Origin of the sequence: Grimontia marina (assembly GCF_900060185.1) — a bacterium.
Lineage (GTDB): Bacteria > Pseudomonadota > Gammaproteobacteria > Enterobacterales > Vibrionaceae > Enterovibrio > Enterovibrio marinus.
Genome location: NZ_FIZY01000006.1, coordinates 19823 through 41889, shown reverse-complemented (window position 1 = coordinate 41889; position 22067 = coordinate 19823). Strand labels below are relative to the sequence as shown.

Annotated in this window: 17 protein-coding genes; 7 read left to right on the top strand and 10 right to left on the bottom strand. The window is 46.1% G+C overall.

Going from position 1 to position 22067, the window contains the following annotated elements; all coding sequences use genetic code 11:
• Positions 1-205: 205 nt before the first annotated feature.
• Complete coding sequence (locus GMA8713_RS04650; RefSeq protein ID WP_062706237.1) at positions 206-946, top strand: FadR/GntR family transcriptional regulator; 741 nt, start codon at positions 206-208, stop codon at positions 944-946.
• A gap of 12 nt (positions 947-958) precedes the next feature.
• On the opposite strand, the gene GMA8713_RS04645 is transcribed toward GMA8713_RS04650, so the two are convergent.
• The 6 genes from GMA8713_RS04645 to GMA8713_RS04620 form a co-directional block, all read right to left on the bottom strand.
• A complete protein-coding gene (locus tag GMA8713_RS04645; protein ID WP_062706234.1) occupies positions 959-2137 on the bottom strand; it encodes a cytochrome and DOMON domain-containing protein in 1179 nt (392 codons plus the stop codon).
• Positions 2134-3102 (bottom strand): c-type cytochrome, encoded by a 969-nt coding sequence (locus GMA8713_RS04640; protein WP_062706230.1) that lies wholly within the window; start codon positions 3100-3102, stop codon positions 2134-2136. Before GMA8713_RS04640 ends, GMA8713_RS04645 begins: the two co-directional genes overlap by 4 nt.
• Positions 3103-3104: 2 nt before the next feature.
• Positions 3105-3932 (bottom strand): carbohydrate ABC transporter permease, encoded by an 828-nt coding sequence (locus tag GMA8713_RS04635; protein ID WP_062706227.1) that lies wholly within the window; start codon positions 3930-3932, stop codon positions 3105-3107.
• Positions 3933-3943: 11 nt separating this feature from the next.
• Positions 3944-4912 carry a carbohydrate ABC transporter permease gene (locus GMA8713_RS04630; protein WP_062706224.1) on the bottom strand — a complete coding sequence of 323 codons (969 nt, stop codon included), beginning with the start codon at positions 4910-4912 and terminating at the stop codon, positions 3944-3946.
• A 53-nt stretch (positions 4913-4965) separates the two neighbouring features.
• Positions 4966-6186, bottom strand: a complete 1221-nt coding sequence (locus GMA8713_RS04625) for an extracellular solute-binding protein (protein ID WP_232314352.1) — start codon at positions 6184-6186, stop codon at positions 4966-4968.
• A gap of 187 nt (positions 6187-6373) precedes the next feature.
• Entirely contained in the window at positions 6374-7471 is a 1098-nt protein-coding gene (locus GMA8713_RS04620; RefSeq protein WP_062706218.1) for an ABC transporter ATP-binding protein, read from the bottom strand.
• Between the two features lie 606 nt (positions 7472-8077).
• On the opposite strand from GMA8713_RS04620, the gene GMA8713_RS04615 reads away from it, so the two are divergent.
• Genes GMA8713_RS04615 through GMA8713_RS04590 form a run of 6 tightly spaced genes read left to right on the top strand, consistent with a single transcriptional unit; the run spans position 8078 to position 14790 of the window.
• On the top strand, positions 8078-9133 hold the full coding sequence (locus GMA8713_RS04615) for a 4-hydroxythreonine-4-phosphate dehydrogenase PdxA (RefSeq protein ID WP_198159448.1): 1056 nt from the start codon (positions 8078-8080) through the stop codon (positions 9131-9133).
• Complete coding sequence (locus tag GMA8713_RS04610) at positions 9130-10302, top strand: L-rhamnonate dehydratase (protein WP_062706214.1); 1173 nt, start codon at positions 9130-9132, stop codon at positions 10300-10302. Before GMA8713_RS04615 ends, GMA8713_RS04610 begins: the two co-directional genes overlap by 4 nt.
• An 8-nt stretch (positions 10303-10310) precedes the next feature.
• On the top strand, positions 10311-11321 hold the full coding sequence (araD1, locus tag GMA8713_RS04605; RefSeq protein WP_062706211.1) for an AraD1 family protein: 1011 nt from the start codon (positions 10311-10313) through the stop codon (positions 11319-11321).
• 12 nt (positions 11322-11333) lie between these two features.
• Positions 11334-12284 (top strand): YncE family protein, encoded by a 951-nt coding sequence (locus GMA8713_RS04600; protein WP_062706208.1) that lies wholly within the window; start codon positions 11334-11336, stop codon positions 12282-12284.
• A gap of 2 nt (positions 12285-12286) precedes the next feature.
• Positions 12287-13861 (top strand): aldehyde dehydrogenase (NADP(+)), encoded by a 1575-nt coding sequence (locus GMA8713_RS04595; protein WP_062706205.1) that lies wholly within the window; start codon positions 12287-12289, stop codon positions 13859-13861.
• A gap of 23 nt (positions 13862-13884) precedes the next feature.
• Entirely contained in the window at positions 13885-14790 is a 906-nt protein-coding gene (locus tag GMA8713_RS04590) for an SMP-30/gluconolactonase/LRE family protein (RefSeq protein WP_062706204.1), read from the top strand.
• Between the two features lie 23 nt (positions 14791-14813).
• Here GMA8713_RS04590 and GMA8713_RS04585 read toward each other — a convergent pair whose 3' ends face one another.
• The 4 genes from GMA8713_RS04585 to hrpA all read right to left on the bottom strand — a co-directional run bounded on the left by GMA8713_RS04585 (position 14814) and on the right by hrpA (position 21814).
• Entirely contained in the window at positions 14814-15812 is a 999-nt protein-coding gene (locus GMA8713_RS04585; protein WP_062706201.1) for a substrate-binding domain-containing protein, read from the bottom strand.
• Positions 15813-15925: 113 nt separating this feature from the next.
• Positions 15926-16783 (bottom strand): DNA ligase, encoded by an 858-nt coding sequence (locus tag GMA8713_RS04580; protein WP_062706198.1) that lies wholly within the window; start codon positions 16781-16783, stop codon positions 15926-15928.
• A gap of 176 nt (positions 16784-16959) precedes the next feature.
• Positions 16960-17571 (bottom strand): murein L,D-transpeptidase catalytic domain-containing protein, encoded by a 612-nt coding sequence (locus tag GMA8713_RS04575; RefSeq protein ID WP_062706195.1) that lies wholly within the window; start codon positions 17569-17571, stop codon positions 16960-16962.
• A 340-nt stretch (positions 17572-17911) separates the two neighbouring features.
• Complete coding sequence (hrpA, locus tag GMA8713_RS04570) at positions 17912-21814, bottom strand: ATP-dependent RNA helicase HrpA (protein WP_062706496.1); 3903 nt, start codon at positions 21812-21814, stop codon at positions 17912-17914.
• Positions 21815-22067: the final 253 nt, after the last annotated feature.

The window sequence follows — 22067 nt, the reverse complement described above, 5'->3', positions numbered from 1 at the left end:
GAGCAGCGGGCACATTCCCTGCTCTGTATCTTTTTCCAGAATATCCTCATCATCATTACGCCTGATTACTTAATATCCATACAGATCTCGCAAGTACTACAAACATCCTTTCGTTTTCTGGTATGCTTTAAAGACCAGTTAACAATCAGTCTGCTTTTGTTTTCAGTCGACACTCCCGTGAATAAAAGTAAAAGGCTTGCCTATTATGTCTCTGTTATTTTTAGATAATGAACACAAACTAAGAAACAAAACCAAAAAAGAAATTCTCGCTGAAAAGATTTTAGAAATGATTTTCACTGGACTGCTGAGAGACGGTGACGAACTCCCAAGTGAACGAGAACTCTCAAACACTTTTGGTGTAAGTAGAGAAACGGTTCGCGGTTCATTGGGGCTGATATCTGAGTTCGGCTTGCTTAACATCTCACACGGTGCAAAAACAACCATTAACAGAACAACAGACCTTCTAGAAAAGTGTCAGGAACTGAATCCAAGTCTGTCAGATCTTCAGATAAACAATCACGATATAGATACGGTATTTGAAACCCGAAAAATCATCGAGCGGGCGATCGTTAGAAAAGCGACTCTAAATATTGATGAGTTTGGCCTCAAGAGCATGGCGTCGCTGCTTGAACAACAACAAAAGCTGTTCGATCAGCCCGTTCATTTTCAACTGTCTGATAAACAGTTCCACCGTTTAATTGCCGAATGCGTTCCTAATGAATTGCTCAACAAATATGCTCAAGAGCTCTATGCATTTGGCCTTCAATTCAGGCGCGTTGTACTGTCTGTCGATGGAAGCATTGAAAAGAGTTACAAAGAACACGTGAGGATTTATCAGGCTTTAGAAAATCGAGACCCAGATAGAGCAGAAGAGATGATGGTCAATCACCTCAATAGCGTTTACGACACCACGCTAGAGGTCATGCGTGGTAAAAATGGTTTCTAAAAAGTGTATTGATTACTCTTTATAAGGCCGCTTGCTAAATCTATTGCCAGGGTGAGAGCGGCTAAAGCCCCATATAGCATGGTAAGTATCTATCCAACGGTGTTGGAGACTGAAAAGCACATACGCACCAACCATGAGAACTTCCATAACAAGCAACAGAATATACGCCCAGGCTCCAAGGTTGAAGAGAAAGAATCCTGTGTACAAACACAGATGTGAAGCTATTAGCACTACATAGCCCATCGATTTGTGTAACCACTCAAAGAGCCGACGATACAGCGTCATGTTATAGTGATCACCATACCACATGTTTCTGGGCACTGGATTCCCATGATCATCAATAGGCCCTCCTTTTGTTCCCCTTGCCCAGCCATATCCTCCCTGGATAACTGATAGTCCCAACACCACTATACCTACCTTTGCATGTAGGGTTGAGAGGTCAAAACCGCCAATACTCCAAACACTTAATCCAAATGCAATGATAGACAATACAATAACACCAGCATGACCTAACCAGTGGGTGACCCACCAAAACTTGTTATCGAGAGAAATTGGAAAATTTTGCCCGGGGGTGACCTTAAAATAACGAGTGACTGTAATAATGATTGGAGACAAGATCCCCCAGCTCAATACCAGTAAAAGCGCATGGAGGATAATGAGAACCGAAAAGCTTCTTTCTGCTTGCGCGCCACTCCCAAAATGAATTTGCTGCACCCCATATTCTGGGTGAAGGCCAAACGACTTATTCCCACCAACAGCCCACAACAAATCAGTAAATTGAGATGGATTAATCACCGCGTCCCTGATGTCGCCGGTATCCAGAATGCGTTCAAATATCAGGGTGGTATCATCGTTGTTAAACTCAATAGATGAGCCGGTGATATTCTGCTCTGGATCGTCATTGATATCGACCTGAAGCCTGCCCGACATGTAGCTATCAATAACGAGAGCTTTATCTATATATCCAATGACCGCGTCAGCGTTTGTCATTGTCTTACCGAAGCCAAGTCCTATCCAGACTTCTCCTGGATGAATAGCTTTGACTTTCAAATCATCATCACCCACTGACCAGCAGAGAATAAGATCGCTGTCGATGAGACGCGCCTGATGCTGATACGTATTACATAGCGCTGGCTCATCTGCACTGGATACAAAAGAAAATAATATGAGAAGTGATAGTAACCATTTCACCTTTCATCTCCCCCCCGCAGTGATTGAAAGTATACTGTCATTGCATCCGCGTCTTCATCGCTGAGCTTAGAGGTGATCTCGTCGACAACCAGAGCCATCTCTCCGCCAGTGTGATTTCCGTCTGGTAACAGTCCTGCTTTCAGAAAGCGACGCCAATCCTCTTTGCTCCAATCTCCCAGTGCATCAGGAGAGTTCAATAGACTCGGCGCAGGATTGAATTCTCCGATCTCCACACCATACATCCATTTATCACGCAAAATACCGCCCAAAGCATCCCTTGGTGTATGGCACTCTCCGCAATGCCCTAATGCTTCAACTAGATATGCCCCACGCCTTAATTCTGGAGAAGCTTCACCGTCAGAAGTAGGAACAATGTTGTCATCATCCGCATAAAAAATATTCCATATTCCAAGTCCCGAACGGATACTGAAAGGAAACGGGAGTGTTTTCTCTTCTACGTTTTCAGCTGCAGGTGCAATACCGGCATCGATATATGCTTTGAGATCCACAATATCTTGATCGCTCATGCGCGCATATGTTGTGTATGGAAAGGCTGGATAATAAAAATACCCATCCGGAGAAATACCCTTTCTCATCGCCCCTTCAAACTCAGCGATACTCCAGTCACCTATCCCGAATGTCTCATCCGGTGTGATATTGGAAGATAAAAGCGTTCCAAAAGGCGTTTTTATCCTCTTACCACCCGCTGCTGCTTTCGAGCCATTACCCAAACTTGTATGACAAGCCGCACAACCGGATAAGTGATAGACATACTCACCATTTTTTATATCTACGGTGAGTGAGGTTAGATTAGATTTTTCCGCATCTAGCGCGATATGAGGGTAAACCAGCAATGTAACGAATATGCATGCCCCCATCGCTATCAGAACCGCTCCAAATGCGAAGGCTCTTTTCTGCCAACGACACAGCGGCTTGATAGCAAGCTTGTTTAACAGCCACCTCATTGCTACCCCTTCACAGCACCGGCTGTCATCCCCGAAATAATCTGTTTAGATGCAATAAAGGTAAAAATGATGGGAGGAATCGCTAAGAGGACGCCCATTGCCATGATTGCACCCCAGTCAATATTGTATTCCGTCAACGAATTTACGATATACACTGGTGTTGTCCTCGTACTTCGGTCAGAGATCGCGTTGGCAATAAGAAATTCATTCCACGCTATTCTGAACGTAAAGATGGAAGCCGCTGCTAAACCTGGTTGAATCACAGGCAAGATGATGTGGAAAAAGACCTGAAAGGGATTTGCCCCATCCATCCTTGCTGCTTCCTCTAACTGAATCGGTATCTGCGTAATGAAGCTCTGCAATATCCAAATCACAAATGGTAAGTTCATCGCCGTATAGATAAGGACAATGCCGTTGAGTGTCCCATCTATCTGATAGTCGAACGTCCATATACCGAACACTGGAACTAGCAAGACGGCTGGCGGCACCATCCGCATCACCAAGGTCGTCATTGAAACCACATCCCTGCCAAAGAACCGATAGCGAACAATGGCATACGCTGCCATACATCCCGCGACTAACGTGATCACAGTTGAAACGATAGCCACATAGAGAGAGTTGCTGACATTGTTTACCAACGAACGATCGTCAAGCATGGTGGCATAGTTCTGTAGGGTCGGAATGAAAAACCACGCAGTGCTGTCGCTCATGATGTCGACTTTCAACTTGAAAGAAGTGATGAACATTAGGACGATCGGCCCCAATGAAAATACAACCAGTGACAGAAGTACTGAGTAATACAGGACTGTGTTTACTGTGCTTCGTTTCATACCCAATCTCCCTAATACTTCTCTGCTGCAGTTTTCATTCTACTGCTGCGTGTTGCACGCATTTTATTAAACACAAACATCACAATGGTGATGATCAGCACCAAGCCCAAAAGCATATTTGAAAGTGCAGCAGCAAGGCCAAGCTCTTGGCTGTCTGTGACCGTTTTGAAAATCCTCAGGGACAGTATTTCTGTTGATAGCCCAGGCCCGCCGTTAGTGAGGATCATAATGACCTCCAGCACTTTGAATGCATCGATCAGCCTAAGTAGTAGTGTGACGATGAGTACTGGCAACATCAGCGGGATTTTGATATGCCAGATTAAATTCCAGTTATTCGCCCCATCCAAACGCGCCGCTTCTACAACCGAACTCGACAGTGACTGAAGTGCCGCCAAAGAAAGGATCATCACAAAAGGCGTCCACTGCCAGATATCCGCGAGAATGATGGAAAAGAGCGACCAAGAAGGGTCTGAAAGCCAGGGAACACTCTCAAATCCCATGGCATTGAGCATCTTATTGAAGATTCCAAATTGCGGGTTATACATATAGCGCCACACCAAACCCACGGCGATAGGCGCGATCATCATCGGAAGGATAAATATCGTCCGGTAGACCGACATCCCTTTCATCGGTCTTTCGAGCATCAGTGCCAAACCCACACCCAAGGCCATTTCGAGCAGCACTACCGTAAAAGCAAATGTCACTGTCACGAAAAACGACTCTAAGAAACCAGGATCTTGAAGCAGCCAGATATAATTGTTCAGCCCCGCAAATTCAGCGTCAGAAAATGGCTGACTGGGCCTCCAATCATAGAAACTGGCAAACATCATGTAACCAACCGGATAGACAAGTGCAAAAATGAGAATAATTGCTGCGGGTGCCATGAATAAGTACGGTGCAGCACTATTTAGAACGTGGCGCAGTGTTCTCTGCTCTGTCTTTTCGCTTTTTCCCAATGACAATGAACGCATATTTTCCATGTTCCAGTTCCGTTGGGTATCCGGAGGCAGGTGGTTAACCTGCCACCCTATTTTTACTGATAAGTGTAATAACCCGCTTTTTCCATAATCGATTTGGCGGTGTTGTTGGTTCTATCGAGCGCTTCCTTAATCGTGATTTCTCCCGTCATCGCTTTTGATAGATTGGTGCCCAACTCAGTGTTGATTTGACCCCATACGGGAATAATTGGTCTCCAGTCAGGATCTGCATCTTTGAGCGCTTCGCCGAAGATTTCCATTTGAGGGAACTTAGCGACGACGTCCGGATCTTTGTGGGTAGAGAATCGTGATGGATTCCCCCCAGCAAGCGCGATCATCTTGTCAGCCTCTTTCGAAGTCAGCCATTGCATCAACAAGAAAGCCGCTTCTTTGTTTTGGGCATTTTTAGGAATAGCAAGACCAAACCCACCTGTTTGAGAAGCCCTGCGTACCCCCACTGGATGTTTCGCCCAACCTACTTTTCCAACGATTTTAGATTTCTCAGGATCATTCACTTCGCCTGCAACAATTGTGGTGTCGAGATACATGGCTGCTTTGCCTTGCAAGAAAGCATTCTTTGCTTCAGACAGACCGAACGACGTACCGCCTTCAGGACCACACTCCAAAATTCTCTTAAGTGCTTCAGCGGCTTTGATTCCTTCAGGGCTGTTTATGGTCGGATTCCACTCGTCATCGAAAATTCTTCCACCCAGAGGAGCTAAGTGCAGAAGGTAAGCGTGGGAGATCTGGTGACCTGATTTTCCGCGCGTTGCTAAGCCAACCATGCCTGGCTCCAACTCTTGTATTTTACAAGTAGTCTCAAGTAGCTCCTCATAGGTCTCAGGTACTTTCAGGCCATGCTTATCGAAAATGTCTTTTCGATAACCCAGTACTGAGGTTTCAGAGCCAAAAGGAATACCAAACAGTGCACCCGTCGGGCCCGGAAGATACCCTTTTTTACCACCCGCAACACCGATGTTTTGAACATATCCGTCGATGAGATCATCAGCATCGTAGTTTGGATCAGACAGCTTTGGATTCATGAAAAAACGAGCCAGGGGTTCAATTTGAACCGCTGAAACGTAATCTGCTTTCGAAAAAACAACATACGCAATCAGGTCATAGTCACCCTTTTTCTTCGTCAGCTCCAACGTTTGCTTTTGGCGCATTGCCAAGTACTGCAGTTGGTCCACTTCTACTTTAATTCCAGTTTGCTTTTCAAACTCTGGCAGCACCTTCATCACCGCATCATAATGAGGATGCGCTGGAAAATTCACGACCAACGTTTCTCCCTCATATGGTTGGTAAGGGTTCGCTAATGAATTGGCCGAAAACAACATTCCTGTGCAAGCCAGCAATGAAATGGCGCAACTCTTCAGATTTTTTGCATTCCTTAACATTTCTCCTCCCGCATAACTGCTTGGGGTAATTGGTGAGTAATGAATAACACTTCCCTATCTACGATCAGTTGTCTGGGTAAAGTGCTTTTTCGGTTTTTGCATCGAAGACATAGAGGTCCGAATACTTGAAATAAAAATCAACGTATTCGTCCCGTTTAGGCAAGCTTTCGGAGGTCACTTCAATAGCAACCCGATTGCCGCCGATTTCAGAAACAATGATGGAGTTAGAGCCGCAGTACTCTGTCACTAATACTGGGAGTCTAATTTTGTTCGAATATTCTAGAGGCTGTGTCGAAAATGAAGATGGACGGACACCAACATACACTGATGAAGATGACAGTTGTTTTATTTTGTCTTCAAGCGTTGGGTCTACTCGGAATTGGAAGCCATCCCCTTCAATGAAAACCCCTTCCTCTGTGTGGTTCACATCACCCGATAAGAAGTTCATAGAAGGTGAGCCCATAAAGCCCGCAACGAATTTGTTCACTGGGCGGCAAAAAAGTTCTTCTGGTGTGCCGTGCTGCTGAACATATCCATCATTCATTACTACGATCCTATCTCCGAGGGTCATGGCCTCTATCTGATCGTGGGTAACGTATATAATGTTTTTGTTTACCTTTTTTCTCATCAGGATGAGTTCAGCCCGCATCTGTGCTCTCAGCTTCGCGTCAAGATTAGACAAAGGTTCATCCATTAGTAACGTAGAAGCGTCACGAGCTAAAGCCCTGCCCATTGCGACTCTTTGCCGCTGTCCTCCAGACAATTCGCCAGGTTTACGGTGAAGTAAATGGTCAAGGCCAAGCATCTCTGAAACGTTTCTCACACGATTGTCAATTTCTGCTTTGTCTACTTTTGCCAGACGGAGTGCGAAAGAGAGGTTTTTCTCGACATTCATGTGGGGGTATAGCGCATAGTCTTGAAAAACCATGGCAAGGTCTCTATCTCTCGGTTCAAGTTGGCTAACCTCCCTCTCGCCGATGTATATATCGCCAGAGGACACTCTTTCCAGCCCTGCAATCAATCTGAGCGTCGTTGACTTCCCGCAACCTGATGGGCCGACCAGCACAGTGAATTCGTTGTCTTCAAAGGTGAGATCTAAACCGTGGATGACTTCTACATGTTCGTAACGTTTGACGAGTTCTTTAATTCTAATTTGAGGCATGTTCAATCCTTGAAAATGTGAAAGCTATCCTTCGTTACTGTTGTCACGAGAAGAAACGGAGCAACGTGTAGCATCAGTCAGCTGAAGGTATTTAACTTATAACCCTCCAACCAACTGGTATGATAAATGTACCAGAAGAAATCCAAATCAGATCGCCTGTTGATCATTTTTTGTTCATAGTTTGCTTTTTATCAAACAAGTTAACGTAATAGATGAATGAAATATTACTAGTGAGACAATAAGGGAATTTATTTATCGCAGTTGAGTTTCTATTTAGCCTAACATCTTTAAGTCTTTATATATCAATAACATAAATAATTTTACATCCCAAAATTACATATCTTTGGCTAATTTACATCACTAAAAATCAATAAGTTACAGGAAAAAATATCTTCAAAAATCTACATCTGTTCAAATTGAAATTAATATTACCTCCTCGTTCACCTTGTAAGCTGAAAAACCAACTGGTACGTTTTAAATACCATTTATTGTAAACATTGAGCGCTCAGAAGTGTTCTATCGGCTCACGGACACGCCGTACCCCTTAAACTAGCGTTCCGTTTAAGTAGAAGACGAACGGGCAAAGCGAATCACAGGAAAGTAGAGATGGTGAGAACAGAGCCAGTAGTGGCAGTGACATTAGGTGATCCATCAGGCATTGGTCCTGAACTGGTTGTAAAAAACTTTGCAGAGCCAAACTTCGAGCGAGGAGCTTGCAAGGTTGTTATTGTTGGTGACGAATGGCTTTTGAAGAATGCGCAGAAAACTGTTGGCGTAAATATAGAGGCGACGCGCATTACAGACTTTGGCGAGACCAGCCAGAGTTCCGGCGAAAAGATTTATTTTCTACCAGTCAACACAATGCCTGAGGAGTCTCTGGAGGTAGCAGTTGCGAACCAAGCCAGCGGGAAATCAGTGCTTGATGCACTATCTTTTTGCCTAGATGCGGCACAGGGCAGGAAGATAGATGCCATTTGCTTTGCACCACTCAACAAGCATGCAATGAAAATGGCAGGAATGGCGTTTGAAGATGAACTCCATTTTTTCGCTGATTTTCTGGGTGTTAATAGTTACTTTTGCGAATTCAATACCTTGGATGGAATTTGGACTTCCAGGATTTCTTCACACGTTCCTCTGAAAGATATCTCAAAGTACATTACAACCGAACGTATCGTACAAGCAGGTTGTTTAATCAGCGACAGCCTAATCAAAGCCGGTATATCCAATCCAAGAATAGCCGTTGCAGCGCTTAATCCACATGGTGGTGATGGCGGTACGTGTGGTCGAGAAGAGATTGAGATCATAACCCCAGCGGTAAGTCTCCTGAAGGAGAAGCGAGTCAACGCACATGGGCCTTTTCCTGCGGACACCATATTTCTCAAGGTCAGAGATGGTAAATACGATGCGGTTGTCACTATGTACCACGACCAAGGACAAATCGCGATTAAGCTGTTGGGCTTTGAAAATGGCGTGACCGTCCAAGGTGGGCTCCCTATTCCTATCACTACTCCCGCTCACGGAACGGCTTTCGATATTGCCGGTGAAAACAAGGCTAATTTCAATGCTATGCGCAAGGCGTTCAATTTAGCTTGTGTCATGGGTGAATCACAATTTAGGGAAAACCCACCTCCAATCGATGATCTTAAAGAGGGAAGTAAATGAAAATCACATCGATAAAAACCCGAGTTTTCGAGTGGAAAGGCCATACTGTCCCACCCGCTTCTAATTTCTGTTCTAACGCTACAGATATGCTCTGGAGAACAGGCGATTCAATGGGGACATTTCGTTTCCATGATTGGGCAGTTGTCGAGATACAGACGGATACCGGTATTGTCGGCATTGGTAACGTGGCATTAGCACCCCGTATCGCAAAAAACATTATCGACCATTATCTCGCTCCACTCGTTATAGGACAAGATCCTTTCGATTATGAACACATCTGGCAGAGCATGTATCGCTCGACCATCGCCTGGGGACGTAAAGGGATTGGTATGGCAGCAATTTCTGCCATTGATATAGCCATATGGGATGTTATGGGCAAAGCCACTAACAAGCCGGTCTTTAAACTGCTTGGAGGAAGAACGAAAGAAAAAATCCCTGTTTATGCCTCCAAGCTATACCGAACTGATTTGGATGAAATGCAGAGAGAGGCACAGTCTTATCTCGATCAAGGCTTCAACATGATGAAAATGCGTTTCGGCCACGGTCCCAATGATGGGCACCAAGGTGTTAAACAAAATCTAATGGCCGTTGAAGCCGTCCGGGAAGTTATCGGTTACGACAATGATCTGATGCTCGAGTGCTACATGGGGTGGAACCTAGAGTACGCAAAACGTATTTTGCCAAAGCTTGAACGTTTTGAACCCAGATGGCTTGAAGAACCAGTAATTCCAGATGATATCGACGGCTATGCGGAGTTGAACCAGTTGACCAGCATCCCGATCTCCGGTGGAGAACATGAGTTTACCAGTCATGGTTTCAAACAGTTGTTAGACAAGCGAGCAATTTCCGTCATTCAGTATGATACCAACCGCGTTGGCGGAATAACGGCTGCACGTAAAATTAATGCCTTAGCCGAAGTGTATAGTGTCCCTGTCATTCCTCACGCAGGTCAAATGCACAATTACCATCTAACTATGTCGACACTGGCTTCTCCCGTCGCCGAGTATTTCCCTGTTCATGATGTAGAAATTGGTAACGAGCTGTTCTATTACATCTTTGAAGGCGATCCCGCTCCGGTTAATGGCTATGTGGATTTAGATAACACCTTACCAGGGCTGGGTCTTTCGATTTCCACCAAGTATCTAGATCACTTCAACATCATCGAATAGGTAACAAAATGACTCATTACCGTGTAATCCAATACCTGTCAGATCAAGGGCCCAGTTTGGCAAAGGTGCTCAGTGCAGATGAAGTGATGCCACTTAAAAAGACACTGACTACTTATGACGTAGCCCTCATGGCTATGGAAAGCTCTGTACCGTTAACATTCGTGATTGACAGCTTGTTATCAGAAAAAACCCTCAGCTACCAGAAATTGATTGAAGACGGTTTAGTGCTTTCTCCCCTGCACCACCCAGACCAAGCCCATACCTTTGTCACTGGTACAGGTCTGACTCACTTAGGCAGTGCAGACACACGTGCGTCGATGCACAGCAAAATCCAGCAGGATGATTCGACACTGACGGACTCCATGAAGATGTTCAAGATGGGTATAGAAGACGGCATAGCAACCGAGTCGCGCTATGCCTCTCAACCAGAATGGTTTTACAAAGGAAACGGCAGTATTGTTCAAAAGCCCTTTGGTAAAATGCCTTCTCCCTCATTCGCACAGGATGCGGGTGAAGAGCCAGAAATCGTTGGCGCATACATTAATGACAGCGTTGGCAACCCTCATCGAATTGGGTTTGCCATTGGAAACGAGTTTTCTGACCATATCACTGAGCGCCATAATTACCTCTGGCTAGCGCACTCCAAGCTTAGAAACTGCAGTTTTGGACCAGAGTTACTGATTGGCGACATTCCGCAAAGCCTTGAAGGAACAAGTAAGATTCTGCGCGACGGTGACGTCATCTGGGAAAAGCCTTTTGTGACGGGCGAAAGCAACATGTCCCATAACATCCGTAATCTAGAGCATCACCACTTCAAGTACAGTCTTTTCCGTCACCCCGGAGACGTCAACATACACTTTTTCGGCACATCAACACTCAGCTTCGCGGATTCTATAAAGACCATTGATGGTGACGTGTTTGAGATTGAAGTGCCTCAGTTCGGCCGAGCACTCAGCAACAGGTTGGTACAGGAAAGCAAAAATATAGACTCAGTTGTAGTTGTTGATGTGATGTATTAAATGGAAGTAGACATGAAAAAAGATATTTTGCTCTTAAACCAAAAGAGCGCACACACAATTGGTTTCTTTGATGTCGAAAACGGTGAAGCCATTAAGCAAATCGAGGTGGGCCAGTTTCCCCATGAGTTTGTTGTCGATTCAAAAAGAGAGTTCGCGTACGTAGGACACTATGGTGTTCAAAACTCAGGAATTACTGAGGACCACGGAGGTTGTAGTATTTTCGTGATTGATTTGAAAACCAAGGAGCATGTCCACACCATTAGCACTTGGCCATATTATCGTATTCATGGCTTAGCGCTTGATGACAAAGACCGCCTTTATGCCATGAGCGAATCTCAAAATGTCATGGTCATTTTCGAATCTCCCAGAACGGCTAACGCTCCAGACCGGGCGCTACCTTCAGGTGGTCTAAAAACACATTTGTTTTCACTGACCAGGGACGGTAGCACTGCTTATTGTTTGAACCTTCTTAGTCATACTGTGACAAAAATCAGACCTTGGGATCCAGTCTTTTTGCCCGTTGCCATGTATCCGGGCAAAAAACCAGAAGGCAATTGCCTATCTGATGATGAACAAACTCTATTCGTCACTAACCGCCTCGATAACCAAGTCGTCGCCATTGATACAGAGTCGCTAGAGGTTACTGCGCGCGCAGATACAGGTACTGATCCTACTAGAGCCTATCTGTCTCCTGATGACCTTCTCTATGTCACGAACTACGGTGGGCAGTCCATCAGTATTTTCAGTTTATCCCTTGAGAACAAAGGAACGATTGACCTCCCTGCTGATCCTATTGCTGTCAGTTTTCATCCGACCAGCGGCGATGTATTTGTCTCTTTGACCAATGACACCGTTGCCGTCTTAGACCCGAACAACCTCAACGTGAAACGCTCATTCTCTTGTCTCGCAGAACCGGACGTTTCATTCATCCTGCAATCCTCTTCACATCCAACGGGAGCCTGATCATGTCAGTTAAGGGCGTAATGTTTATTGGTGGTCAAGACGTTTTTGGTCAAACTGGTCAGATGTATTCGATGAATCCTGCCACTTCTTTACCTATCGAACCGCTATTTGCTGGCGCTTCTCCAGAGCAGGCGATGCTTGCATGCACCGAAGCAGATAAAGCGTTTGAAAGTTACAGACAAACATCACCAAAACAAAGAGCGGCATTTCTAAGAACAATCGCAGAAAACATCATGTCTCTTGGTGACGAACTTCTTGAACGAGGTACGTTAGAAACAGGGCTACCGCTAGCAAGGCTGACCGGCGAAAGAGGAAGGACTTGCGCGCAGTTGAACCTATTTGCTGATGTCCTTGAAAATGGTAGGTGGCAGGATATTAGGATTGACACTGCTCTGCCAGATAGAACACCACTTCCCCGCCCGCATCTTGGTATGAAAAAAGTACCTTTAGGACCGGTCGTCGTTTTTGGATCCAGTAACTTTCCGCTTGCTTTTTCTGTTGCAGGTGGCGATACCGCATCAGCATTGGCAGCGGGTTGCCCTGTCATTGTAAAAGGACACCCAGCACACATGGGGGTTTCTGAATTGGTTGGGCGCTGTATCGGCGAGGCGGTTAAATCATGTGAATTACACCCCGGGACCTTCTCTCTGGTTTTTGCCAATAGTAACTCCATCGCACACGAGCTTGTTGCCCACCCTAGTGTTAAAGCTGTTGGATTCACCGGCTCTCAAGCTGCAGGTTTGGCGTTGATGCAAACAGCACAATCAAGGAAGGAGCCTATTCCTGTCTACGCAGAAATGAGCAGCATTAATCCGGTGGTGTTGATGCCAAAAGCACTCGATGCAGACCCGGAAGGTTTAGCTAATCAGTTCGCCGCTTCCTTGACGATGGGCGCAGGACAATTTTGCACAAACCCTGGGCTGGTTTTAGCGACTCCGAGCGCTTCATTGACCAAGTTTATTGAACAGGTCAAACAACAACTGAAAGACAATAGTGCTGGCACCATGCTCACGGGCAACATTCAACAAAACTATGCTGCAGCCAAAAATGATCTCGTTAATCACCATGATGTTAGCTTGGTTGCTGAAGGGCTATCTGGTGGAGTAAATCATTGTACTCCAGCACTTGTTGAAGTCGCCAGCAAAGCCTTCCTGGACGACGACAGTCTTCATGCTGAGGTCTTCGGGGCGTTCTCCATGCTGGTTACCTGCCAGAACACGGCGGATATTATTGATGTCATTCAACGACTTGAAGGTCAGCTGACGGGTACTGTACATGCTAACTCTGAGGATGATCCCGAGTGTGTTCATGGCATCGTATCAGCGATGGAGCTAAAGGTTGGACGAATCCTGTTTAACGGCTTCCCCACAGGGGTAGAGGTATCAAGCGCGATGGTCCACGGCGGTCCATATCCTTCAACATCGAACAGTCAAACGACATCGGTGGGTACACTCGCGATTGATAGATTTGTTCGTCCTGTTTGCTACCAAAACGTTCCAGAGGCATTTCTGCCTGATGAGTTAAAAGCAGATAACCCACTAAATGTCAGTAGAACGATAGACGGTCAGCCAGAATAAATAAAGAATCAGGATAGTGCCTCATGGATTACACCATTCATTTCGACGATATTTTCGCTGAAGGTAAAATACCGCAGAAACTTTGCTCAGGCGTAATATGGGCTGAAGGTCCCGTCTGGTTGAGAGAAAGCAATGCAGTACTTTTTAGTGACGTCAAAGGTTGTAAACTCTACCGCTGGAGTGAGGCCGAAGGCCTAACGATAGAAAAAGCTTACTCTCATTTTTCTAACGGGAATTATCTCGACTTAAATGGCAATCTCATTAGTTGTGAGCATGGTAGGCGTTGTATCAGCAAAACTTCACCTGATGGCGTCACCACTATCCTTGTTGATAATTTTGATGGCAAAAGATTGAACAGCCCAAATGATGTTGTGGTTAAGCGAGATGGAAGCATTTGGTTTACCGATCCGCCATACGGCATTTTAGGGAATGACGAAGGCTTTCAGGCTCAAAGTCAAATAATAGGATGTCATGTCTATCGTTTCGACCCCCAAACGGGGGATCTGGACATCATGACAACAGACGTGCAGAGGCCCAATGGGCTCGCCTTCTCGCCGGATGAACAGACGCTTTACGTTGCCGACATGTCGATCGTCGAATTTCCTACCAAGGGCCGACGTGAAATCCGCCAGTTTACTGTCGATGAAGACGGTTCACTCGGTAAAGGGGAAACCCTCTGTATTGTGGAACCTGGGATCCCAGATGGGTTTCGAGTAGACATACACGGGAACATCTTCTGCAGTTGTGATGAAGGAATCGCTGTCTTTACACCAACTGGTGAGAAGCTTGGACTAATACCCGTTCCTGAGCGGGTCAGCAACTGTACATTTGGCGGTGAAGATCAGTCTTACCTATTCATCACGGCAACAACGTCACTTTATGGTATCAAACTGAATACGAAAGGAGTCCAGTACGCCCAAACGACCTAATTTTTTAGGCCGTTTGGGTTGATTCAAGAGCTAAGGCTCTCTCCTTCATCAATGTCAAAACCAAGCGGTTCTATGTCAATTTGGGCGCCATGAATTTGACTCAATAGAGCTAGCGCAGCATGTTCCCCAGTTTCTCTATCAGGCGTAATGACACTGGCTAATTTCGGCATCATAGATTGCCCGATATCGAGCGCATGTATGCCTGCGATCCCAATTTGCTCAGGAACAGACAGCCCCTGATTTTGGCATTCAATCAATACCCCGGCAGCAAGCTCATCATCTGTGCAGAAGAAGGCGTCAGTATCTGGGTACCGGTCAAAAACCTTAGTGGTCATTTTACGGGCTAGTGAAACTGACGACTCCGCTTTCGCCGTTATACTTCTTGGCGTCAATCCAGCATCTTCCATTGCATCCACATAACCTTGAAGCTTATTTGAAGTGCGAATCCCCTTTTTCACGTTAAGGCAGACAATGTGCTCGAACCCCCGTTCAATCATAAGCGTCACCATTGAAAATGCAGCAAGCTCATTATCAATGCCCACGCTTTGTGCTGTATTTTTCGGTGTTGATTCCATGATTTCTACGTAGGAAATACCCGCCGTTTGAATCATTTTTAGCGATTTCTGGGTATGGTCACTGTCAGCCAAGATAAGTCCATCAACATTGAAAGAGAGCAACGATTCAATGCGCTGCTGTTCAGTCTCTGCGCTATAGCTACCGTGTGCAAGCATCACTTGATAGCCATTTTCTTCAGCCACAGTTTCTATTCCCGCAATCACTTGTTGAAAAACCGAATGGCATAAGGAAGGAAGAATAACGCCAAGCGTTTTACTGCTGCGGTTTGAGAGAATGTCAGGCACCCGGTTGGGAATATAACCCAGTTCATCTAGCGCAATCTGGATTTTTTCGCCGGTCTTTTTTGCCACTTTGTGAGGATATTTGAGATAGCGACTAACGGTCATTTTGGTCACACCCACACGTTTAGCCACATCATTCATGGTGGGACGGCGATTCTTTTCCATAGCAACCTCCTCAAAAATCTCTTGATATAAGTTTTTGAGCTAATTCAGCTATTCGCCACTGAGAATATGCAAAGTGTGACCCATAACATTAACTCTTAGACGACAAATGAAGGTTATTGCTTACTGGCATCTACTCTCATAAAACGCGCAAACTTGGGAATGCCGTTTTTGGTGAAACCGTTGTGGCGATAGGTCACCATATCACCCAATTCTGGCGGATTTTCCCTTTGAGCATCTGAGAATCCCGTGCCGATTTTGAATTCCTTTCCATCTGGCATTCTCACCAGCAAGGCGCCCATCCTACCCTTATGCTTTCCCTTCCCTTTCACATATCCAATCACTTCCGCTTCCGCATCGTCGACGAGCTTCATTTTGATCACATTCGTTGAGCGGCCTGGCTGATAAATTCCGCTGCGCTTCCTAAGCATAAGGCCTTCTCCACCTGACTCGTTTACAGATTCAAGCAGCGCTAACAGAGACGCTTTGCTTTCAACCGGTTTGTGTTCAACATAACCTAGATGAGGAATGTTCAGCCCCTGCGCCATACTCTTAAACTGCTTGTAGCGAACATCAAAACTATCCAAGCTGGCAGGAAGATCGAAAACCATAAACTTCACCTTATCCCATTCTTTATCATCGGGCTTGCCATCCATCACCGCTGCCATGGTTTCTTCAAACCGGTTACGTCCTATCCAAAGCTCACCTTCCAGCGGTATTTGCGGTAAGGCATCAATAAACCATTTCGGCGCATAGATAAGTATACCCTGACGGGTGAAAAGGTACTCGCCGCTCCAGTAAGCACGAATACCATCGAGTTTTTCACTGAAGAGATAGTTTTCCCAATTGTTGATTTTTGCGTTTTCATAAGGGATAGCAAGTTGCGGCTTATAGTGAAGGCAGGTAGTAGCAGAGACGGTTGTAGTCGCGAATAGGCCTAATGAGATGGCTAATAGGAGTGGCGCTGTTTTCATGGTATCGACTCAATGATTTCAGGATGTTGAATCCATTTTTCCTCCTGTTCGCCCGAATACCAGTTTGAGTGAGCTATTTGGGATGCCTCATCAAAATCTCATCCTGTTGTTACAGAGAAAAACAAAAAAGCGGCGCATCCGTCTGAATGTACCGCTTCTTATACTGGATTGACTCATCAAGCAAAAGCGTAGATGTAAGTTCCATCTTTAATGGTATTAATCACCTTCTTCGATAAGTATTTTGGCAGTGCCGGGCAACCCCAACTACGCCCAAGTTGGCCAGTTTTGGCAATGACATTGGGATGGGCGTACGCCGCACCATGGATAACAATCGCTCTTTGGCGTGCGTTGTCGTTTACGCCTTTAGACAAACCATCGAGACGCAATGAGTAGCCGTGTTTCCCGTAGTAAGTCTCCGCAGCACGGAACACGCCAATGGAGGTTTGGCGAGAGTTCACCACGTTAGAAAATGTCTCCGCATACAGTGAGCCGCTGTTTTTGCCATGGGAGACATAAGAAGCAAACAGTACTTTACGCTTCGCTGCATCAATGACCCAAAAACGCTTTTCAGAAGAGGGCTTGCCATAGTCAATGAGAGTAAAAACAGATTTCCCTGTTCTGTGTGTGCGGAAGTGATTGTAGGCTTTCTGGAATTTATCAAAGGTCACTTCATCAGAGAGGTTAAGTTGCCGATACATCGAATGTGCATCTGGCAGAATGGCTGCAAATACGTTCGCAGAAAACAGTAATAAAATGAGCGCAAAAGTCGCTTTCAACGCCTTAAACATAACATTCCCCGTAAATGGTATGTGATTAAAAAATGCGTGCCGAACAATGCAAATCGGCTAATCCCATTTATGTCACACCAAAATTCGTGCCAGAGCCTTATCTGAAACGATTAATTATATTTTTTCAGTAAGTTAGCTTTTTCAGTTTACAAGCTGCGCATTCTTCCTTTCGTGCGTAACCTGCATGTGGTCGGTGAGAAAGGCATATGCTTGCCGTTTGTCATCACCTGTATGAAGGAATGTTGCCATAGCGGCAAAAGGTGAGAAAGCCAGCGACAACGCTGGCTTTCTATTTTTATAGATAAGTGACTCTAAGATGAAACGTGACTGTAAAGAAGATCTAGATAGCGTCGATAGCGTTCTTGATTCGCTTATCTGAAATCGGATAAGGCGTACCAAGTTGCTGGGCGAAGTAGCTGACACGAAGCTCTTCAATCATCCAGCGAATTTCCTTCACCGACTCAGGAATACGCTGCCCTTTCGGGATTTTGTTCAGCAGCTCTTTATAGTCGTTAGTGACAGATTCGATCTTGAGGATGTGCAGACGATCCTTATTAGGATCAATCGGCAGCTTCTCCAGACGACGCTCTACCGCATTGAGATAACGTTGGATGTCCGGCAGACGCTTCCAGCCACATTCCGTTGCAAAGCCTTTGAAGATCAAGCCTTCAACCTGTGCTTTGATATCCGACAGGGCGAACGCCATAGTGAAGTCGATTTTACCTTTCAGCTTCTTGTTGATGCTGAATGCGGTCGTCAGGATCTGCTCTACCTGTTTGGCAATGTCTACTACAGTGTCACCAAGATCTGCACGAACATATTCCTTGAGCGCTTCAAACTCTTCAGGCTGCCACTTCAAACCGCCCTGCGACTCAATCAGCTTATCGACACCACAGGCTATGCAGTCATCAATCAAATCCAGTACGCGGCCGTAAGGGTTGAAGTACAAACCGAGTTTGGACTTATTCGGCAAGTTGTCGTGCAGGTATTTGATTGGCGATGGTACGTTAAGGAGGATTAAACGACGCTGACCTTGTTGCATCGCTTGACGCTGCTCTTCTTCGGTTTCGTAAAGCTTAATACCCACCGAATCTTTGTTATCAACAATCGCTGGGAAAGCTTTTACTTCAAAACCATCGCGTTTTTGCTGATACATTTTCGGCAGCGTGCCGAAGCTCCAGGTCGTCAGCCCTTGTTGCTCGATATCGTCATCCGCAACCTGAGACAAAGTTTCCTGCACTTTCTCTTTCAAGCCATCTTTCAGCTCATACAAATCGTAGCTTTCGTTCAACTTGCGATTCTTATGGTCCACCGCGCGATAAGTGATCTTCAAATGCTCAGGCAATTGGTCTAGTTGCCAGCTTTCACGAAGCACAGTCACGCCCGTCATACGTTTGAGCTCTTTCTCCAGCGCATCTAGCAACGGCATTTCCATTGGCGTAACACGCTGCAGGAATGCAGAAGCATAGTTTGGCGCCGGCACAAAGTTACGTCGTAACGTTTTAGGTAGCGATTTAATAAGCGCAACAACCAGCTCATGACGTAATCCCGGGATTTGCCAATCAAACCCTTCAGGTTCAATCTGGTTCAACACCGGCAGCGGAATGTGAACTGTCACACCATCGTGATCTTCACCTGGTTCAAACTGATAGCTTAACTTGAGCTTCAGATTGCCTTGGTGCCAGAAGTTCGGGTAATCAAGCTCAGTCACATGGCTGGCATCGCCTGCCAGCAGCATGGCCTTCTCGAAGTTCAGCTTTTCCGGTTCATCACGGCTGGCTTTTTTCCACCAGCTGTCGAAATGACGACCAGATACAACGGTATGTTCGATACGCTGATCGTAGAACTCGTAGAGCGTGTCATCATCAACCAGAATATCGCGGCGACGTGATTTCTTCTCAAGCTCCTCGACTTCTGCCAGCATTTTACGGTTCTGATGGAAGAACTTGTGTTTGGTATCCCAATCCCCTTCCACCAGCGCAGAGCGGATAAAGATCTCACGGCTGACCACCGAATCAATGCTGCCGTAATTGACCTTACGCTTTGGAACGATAGGAATGCCGTAAAGCATGACTTTCTCAAACGCGAATACCGCTGCCTGTTTCTTCTCCCAGTGCGGTTCAGAATAGCTGCGCTTGATAAGATGTTTCGCCAGTGGCTCTACCCATTCAGGCTGGATCTTAGCGGCAACACGGCCCCAAAGCTTAGAGGTTTCAACCAGCTCTGCCACCATCACCCACTTCGGCTGTTTCTTGAAAATGCCTGAGCCTGGGAAGATATTGAAACGGGCATTACGCGCCCCCTGATATTCGTTCTTCTCCTGATCTTTCAAACCAATGTGCGAGAGCAAGCCAGCCAGCAACGACATATGAATGGACTGATAGTCAGACGGTTCCTGATTGATCTTAAAGCCCAACTCATTCACTACCTGACGAATTTGATAATGAACATCCTGCCACTCACGAACACGAAGATAGTTCAGATAGTCTTTCTTACACTGCTTGCGGAATTGGTTACCGGAAAGCTCTTTTTGCTGCTCTTTGATGTATTCCCAAAGATTCACATAAGCGAGGAAATCTGATTCCTTATCATTAAAGCGGCGATGCTTTTCATCAGACTGCTGCTGTTTATCCGATGGACGCTCGCGCGGATCCTGGATTGATAGCGCAGACGCAATCACCATGACCTCGTGCAATGAGCCAAGACGGGCTGATTCCAGCACCATACGCGCCAAACGCGGGTCGATTGGCAAACGCGCCAGATTACGTCCCGTTTCGGTCAAGCGTTTGTGATCATCGCCTTTCTTACCTTCTTTTAGCGCACCGAGTTCTTCAAGCAGACGAACACCGTCAGAAATGTTTCGGCTGTCAGGCGGCTGAACGAATGGGAAGGCAGAAATGTCACCCAGACCAATGGCCGTCATTTGAAGAATAACGGACGCCAGATTGGTACGCAGAATTTCCGGATCGGTAAACTCAGGACGCGACAGGAAATCTTCTTCTGAGTACAGGCGAATACAGATACCGTCAGACACACGACCACAGCGACCTTTACGCTGGTTCGCGCTCGCCTGAGAAACGGGTTCGATTGGCAGGCGCTGAACCTTGGTGCGATAGCTGTAACGCGAAATACGCGCCGTACCCGGGTCAATCACGTATTTGATACCTGGTACTGTCAGCGAGGTTTCCGCGACGTTGGTTGCCAGGACAATACGTCGACCAGAGTGAGATTGGAACACGCGGTTTTGCTCTGCCGATGACAGACGTGCATAGAGCGGCAAAATCTCACAATCACGCAGATTGCGTTTATTCAACGCATCGGCCGTATCACGGATTTCACGCTCACCGTTCATGAAGATCAGAATATCGCCCGGGCCTTCGTCATGCAGCTCATCGACTGCATCGAAAATCGCCTGAAGTTGGTCTCGATCCGTATCTTCACTGTCTTCGACTAGTGGACGGTATCGCACTTCCACGGGATAGGTACGGCCAGACACTTCAATGATTGGCGCACCGCGGAAGTGGTTTGAGAAACGCTCAGGGTCGATAGTCGCTGATGTGATGATCAGTTTGAGGTCTGGACGCTTTGGCAGAAGCTGTTTCAGGTAGCCAAGGATGAAGTCAATGTTCAGACTGCGTTCGTGCGCTTCATCGATGATGATGCAGTCATACTGATTCAGAAAACGGTCATGCTGGATTTCCGCCAGCAGAATACCGTCCGTCATCAGTTTTACACGGGACTCTTCTGAAACCTGATCGTTGAATCGAACCTTGTAACCGACCGTTTTACCCAGTTCAGTTTCCAGTTCTTCTGCAATACGGGTTGCTACTGAGCGCGCTGCCAGACGGCGGGGTTGGGTATGACCAATGACGCCTGATACACCAAGCCCAAGCCCCATACAGATTTTAGGCAACTGCGTGGTTTTACCCGAACCGGTTTCACCGGCGACAATCACCACCTGATTGTTGGAAATCGCCTCTGCAATGTCGTCTTTTTTCTGACTGACTGGCAGTTGCTCAGGGAAAGTGATGTTTGGCTTATTGGCCAAGCGTTGCATGCGCACTTGCATCGACTTAGCGATGTCCAGCGCGATCTCATCGAAGACAGCCTGACGGGCTTCGTCTTTCTTAATGCGTTGTGCTCCCTTGATGCGTTTGCTGAGACGGAACTTGTCTTTCAGCATGCAATCATCAAGCGCAGCGAAAAGCGTTTTAGCGTTGTTTTGATGGATTGAAGCGGTCAAATCGATATCCAAAGAAATGCTGTTTTGAAGAAAATCCACTCACGATACGAGCGTAAGACTCATTAAGGCTCAGTACCGTTTTAAAAATTGCGAAGATTCTACCACAACACACCGCAAGCTCGATCGGCAATCTTACTTCTCGTTTCCACCCTTGCGGCATAGAGATAGTTAGGGAGAAAAACTTGGTAGGATTGGCGAAGAACCGCAAGAGGCTGCATTTTATGGAGAGTCTACGATCTAACGGAAGATGCTT

What these genes read in the sequence shown, in the direction of transcription:
- GMA8713_RS04610 (WP_062706214.1), top strand. Translation starts at nt 9,130, where the DNA reads ATGAAAATCACATCGATAAAAACCCGAGTTTTCGAGTGGAAAGGCCAT.
- GMA8713_RS04575 (WP_062706195.1), bottom strand. Translation starts at nt 17,571, where the DNA reads ATGTTTAAGGCGTTGAAAGCGACTTTTGCGCTCATTTTATTACTGTTT.
- GMA8713_RS04615 (WP_198159448.1), top strand. Translation starts at nt 8,078, where the DNA reads ATGGTGAGAACAGAGCCAGTAGTGGCAGTGACATTAGGTGATCCATCA.
- araD1 (WP_062706211.1), top strand. Translation starts at nt 10,311, where the DNA reads ATGACTCATTACCGTGTAATCCAATACCTGTCAGATCAAGGGCCCAGT.
- GMA8713_RS04590 (WP_062706204.1), top strand. Translation starts at nt 13,885, where the DNA reads ATGGATTACACCATTCATTTCGACGATATTTTCGCTGAAGGTAAAATA.
- GMA8713_RS04620 (WP_062706218.1), bottom strand. Translation starts at nt 7,471, where the DNA reads ATGCCTCAAATTAGAATTAAAGAACTCGTCAAACGTTACGAACATGTA.
- GMA8713_RS04585 (WP_062706201.1), bottom strand. Translation starts at nt 15,812, where the DNA reads ATGGAAAAGAATCGCCGTCCCACCATGAATGATGTGGCTAAACGTGTG.
- GMA8713_RS04640 (WP_062706230.1), bottom strand. Translation starts at nt 3,102, where the DNA reads ATGAGGTGGCTGTTAAACAAGCTTGCTATCAAGCCGCTGTGTCGTTGG.
- GMA8713_RS04595 (WP_062706205.1), top strand. Translation starts at nt 12,287, where the DNA reads ATGTCAGTTAAGGGCGTAATGTTTATTGGTGGTCAAGACGTTTTTGGT.
- GMA8713_RS04580 (WP_062706198.1), bottom strand. Translation starts at nt 16,783, where the DNA reads ATGAAAACAGCGCCACTCCTATTAGCCATCTCATTAGGCCTATTCGCG.
- GMA8713_RS04635 (WP_062706227.1), bottom strand. Translation starts at nt 3,932, where the DNA reads ATGAAACGAAGCACAGTAAACACAGTCCTGTATTACTCAGTACTTCTG.
- GMA8713_RS04650 (WP_062706237.1), top strand. Translation starts at nt 206, where the DNA reads ATGTCTCTGTTATTTTTAGATAATGAACACAAACTAAGAAACAAAACC.
- GMA8713_RS04630 (WP_062706224.1), bottom strand. Translation starts at nt 4,912, where the DNA reads ATGGAAAATATGCGTTCATTGTCATTGGGAAAAAGCGAAAAGACAGAG.
- GMA8713_RS04600 (WP_062706208.1), top strand. Translation starts at nt 11,334, where the DNA reads ATGAAAAAAGATATTTTGCTCTTAAACCAAAAGAGCGCACACACAATT.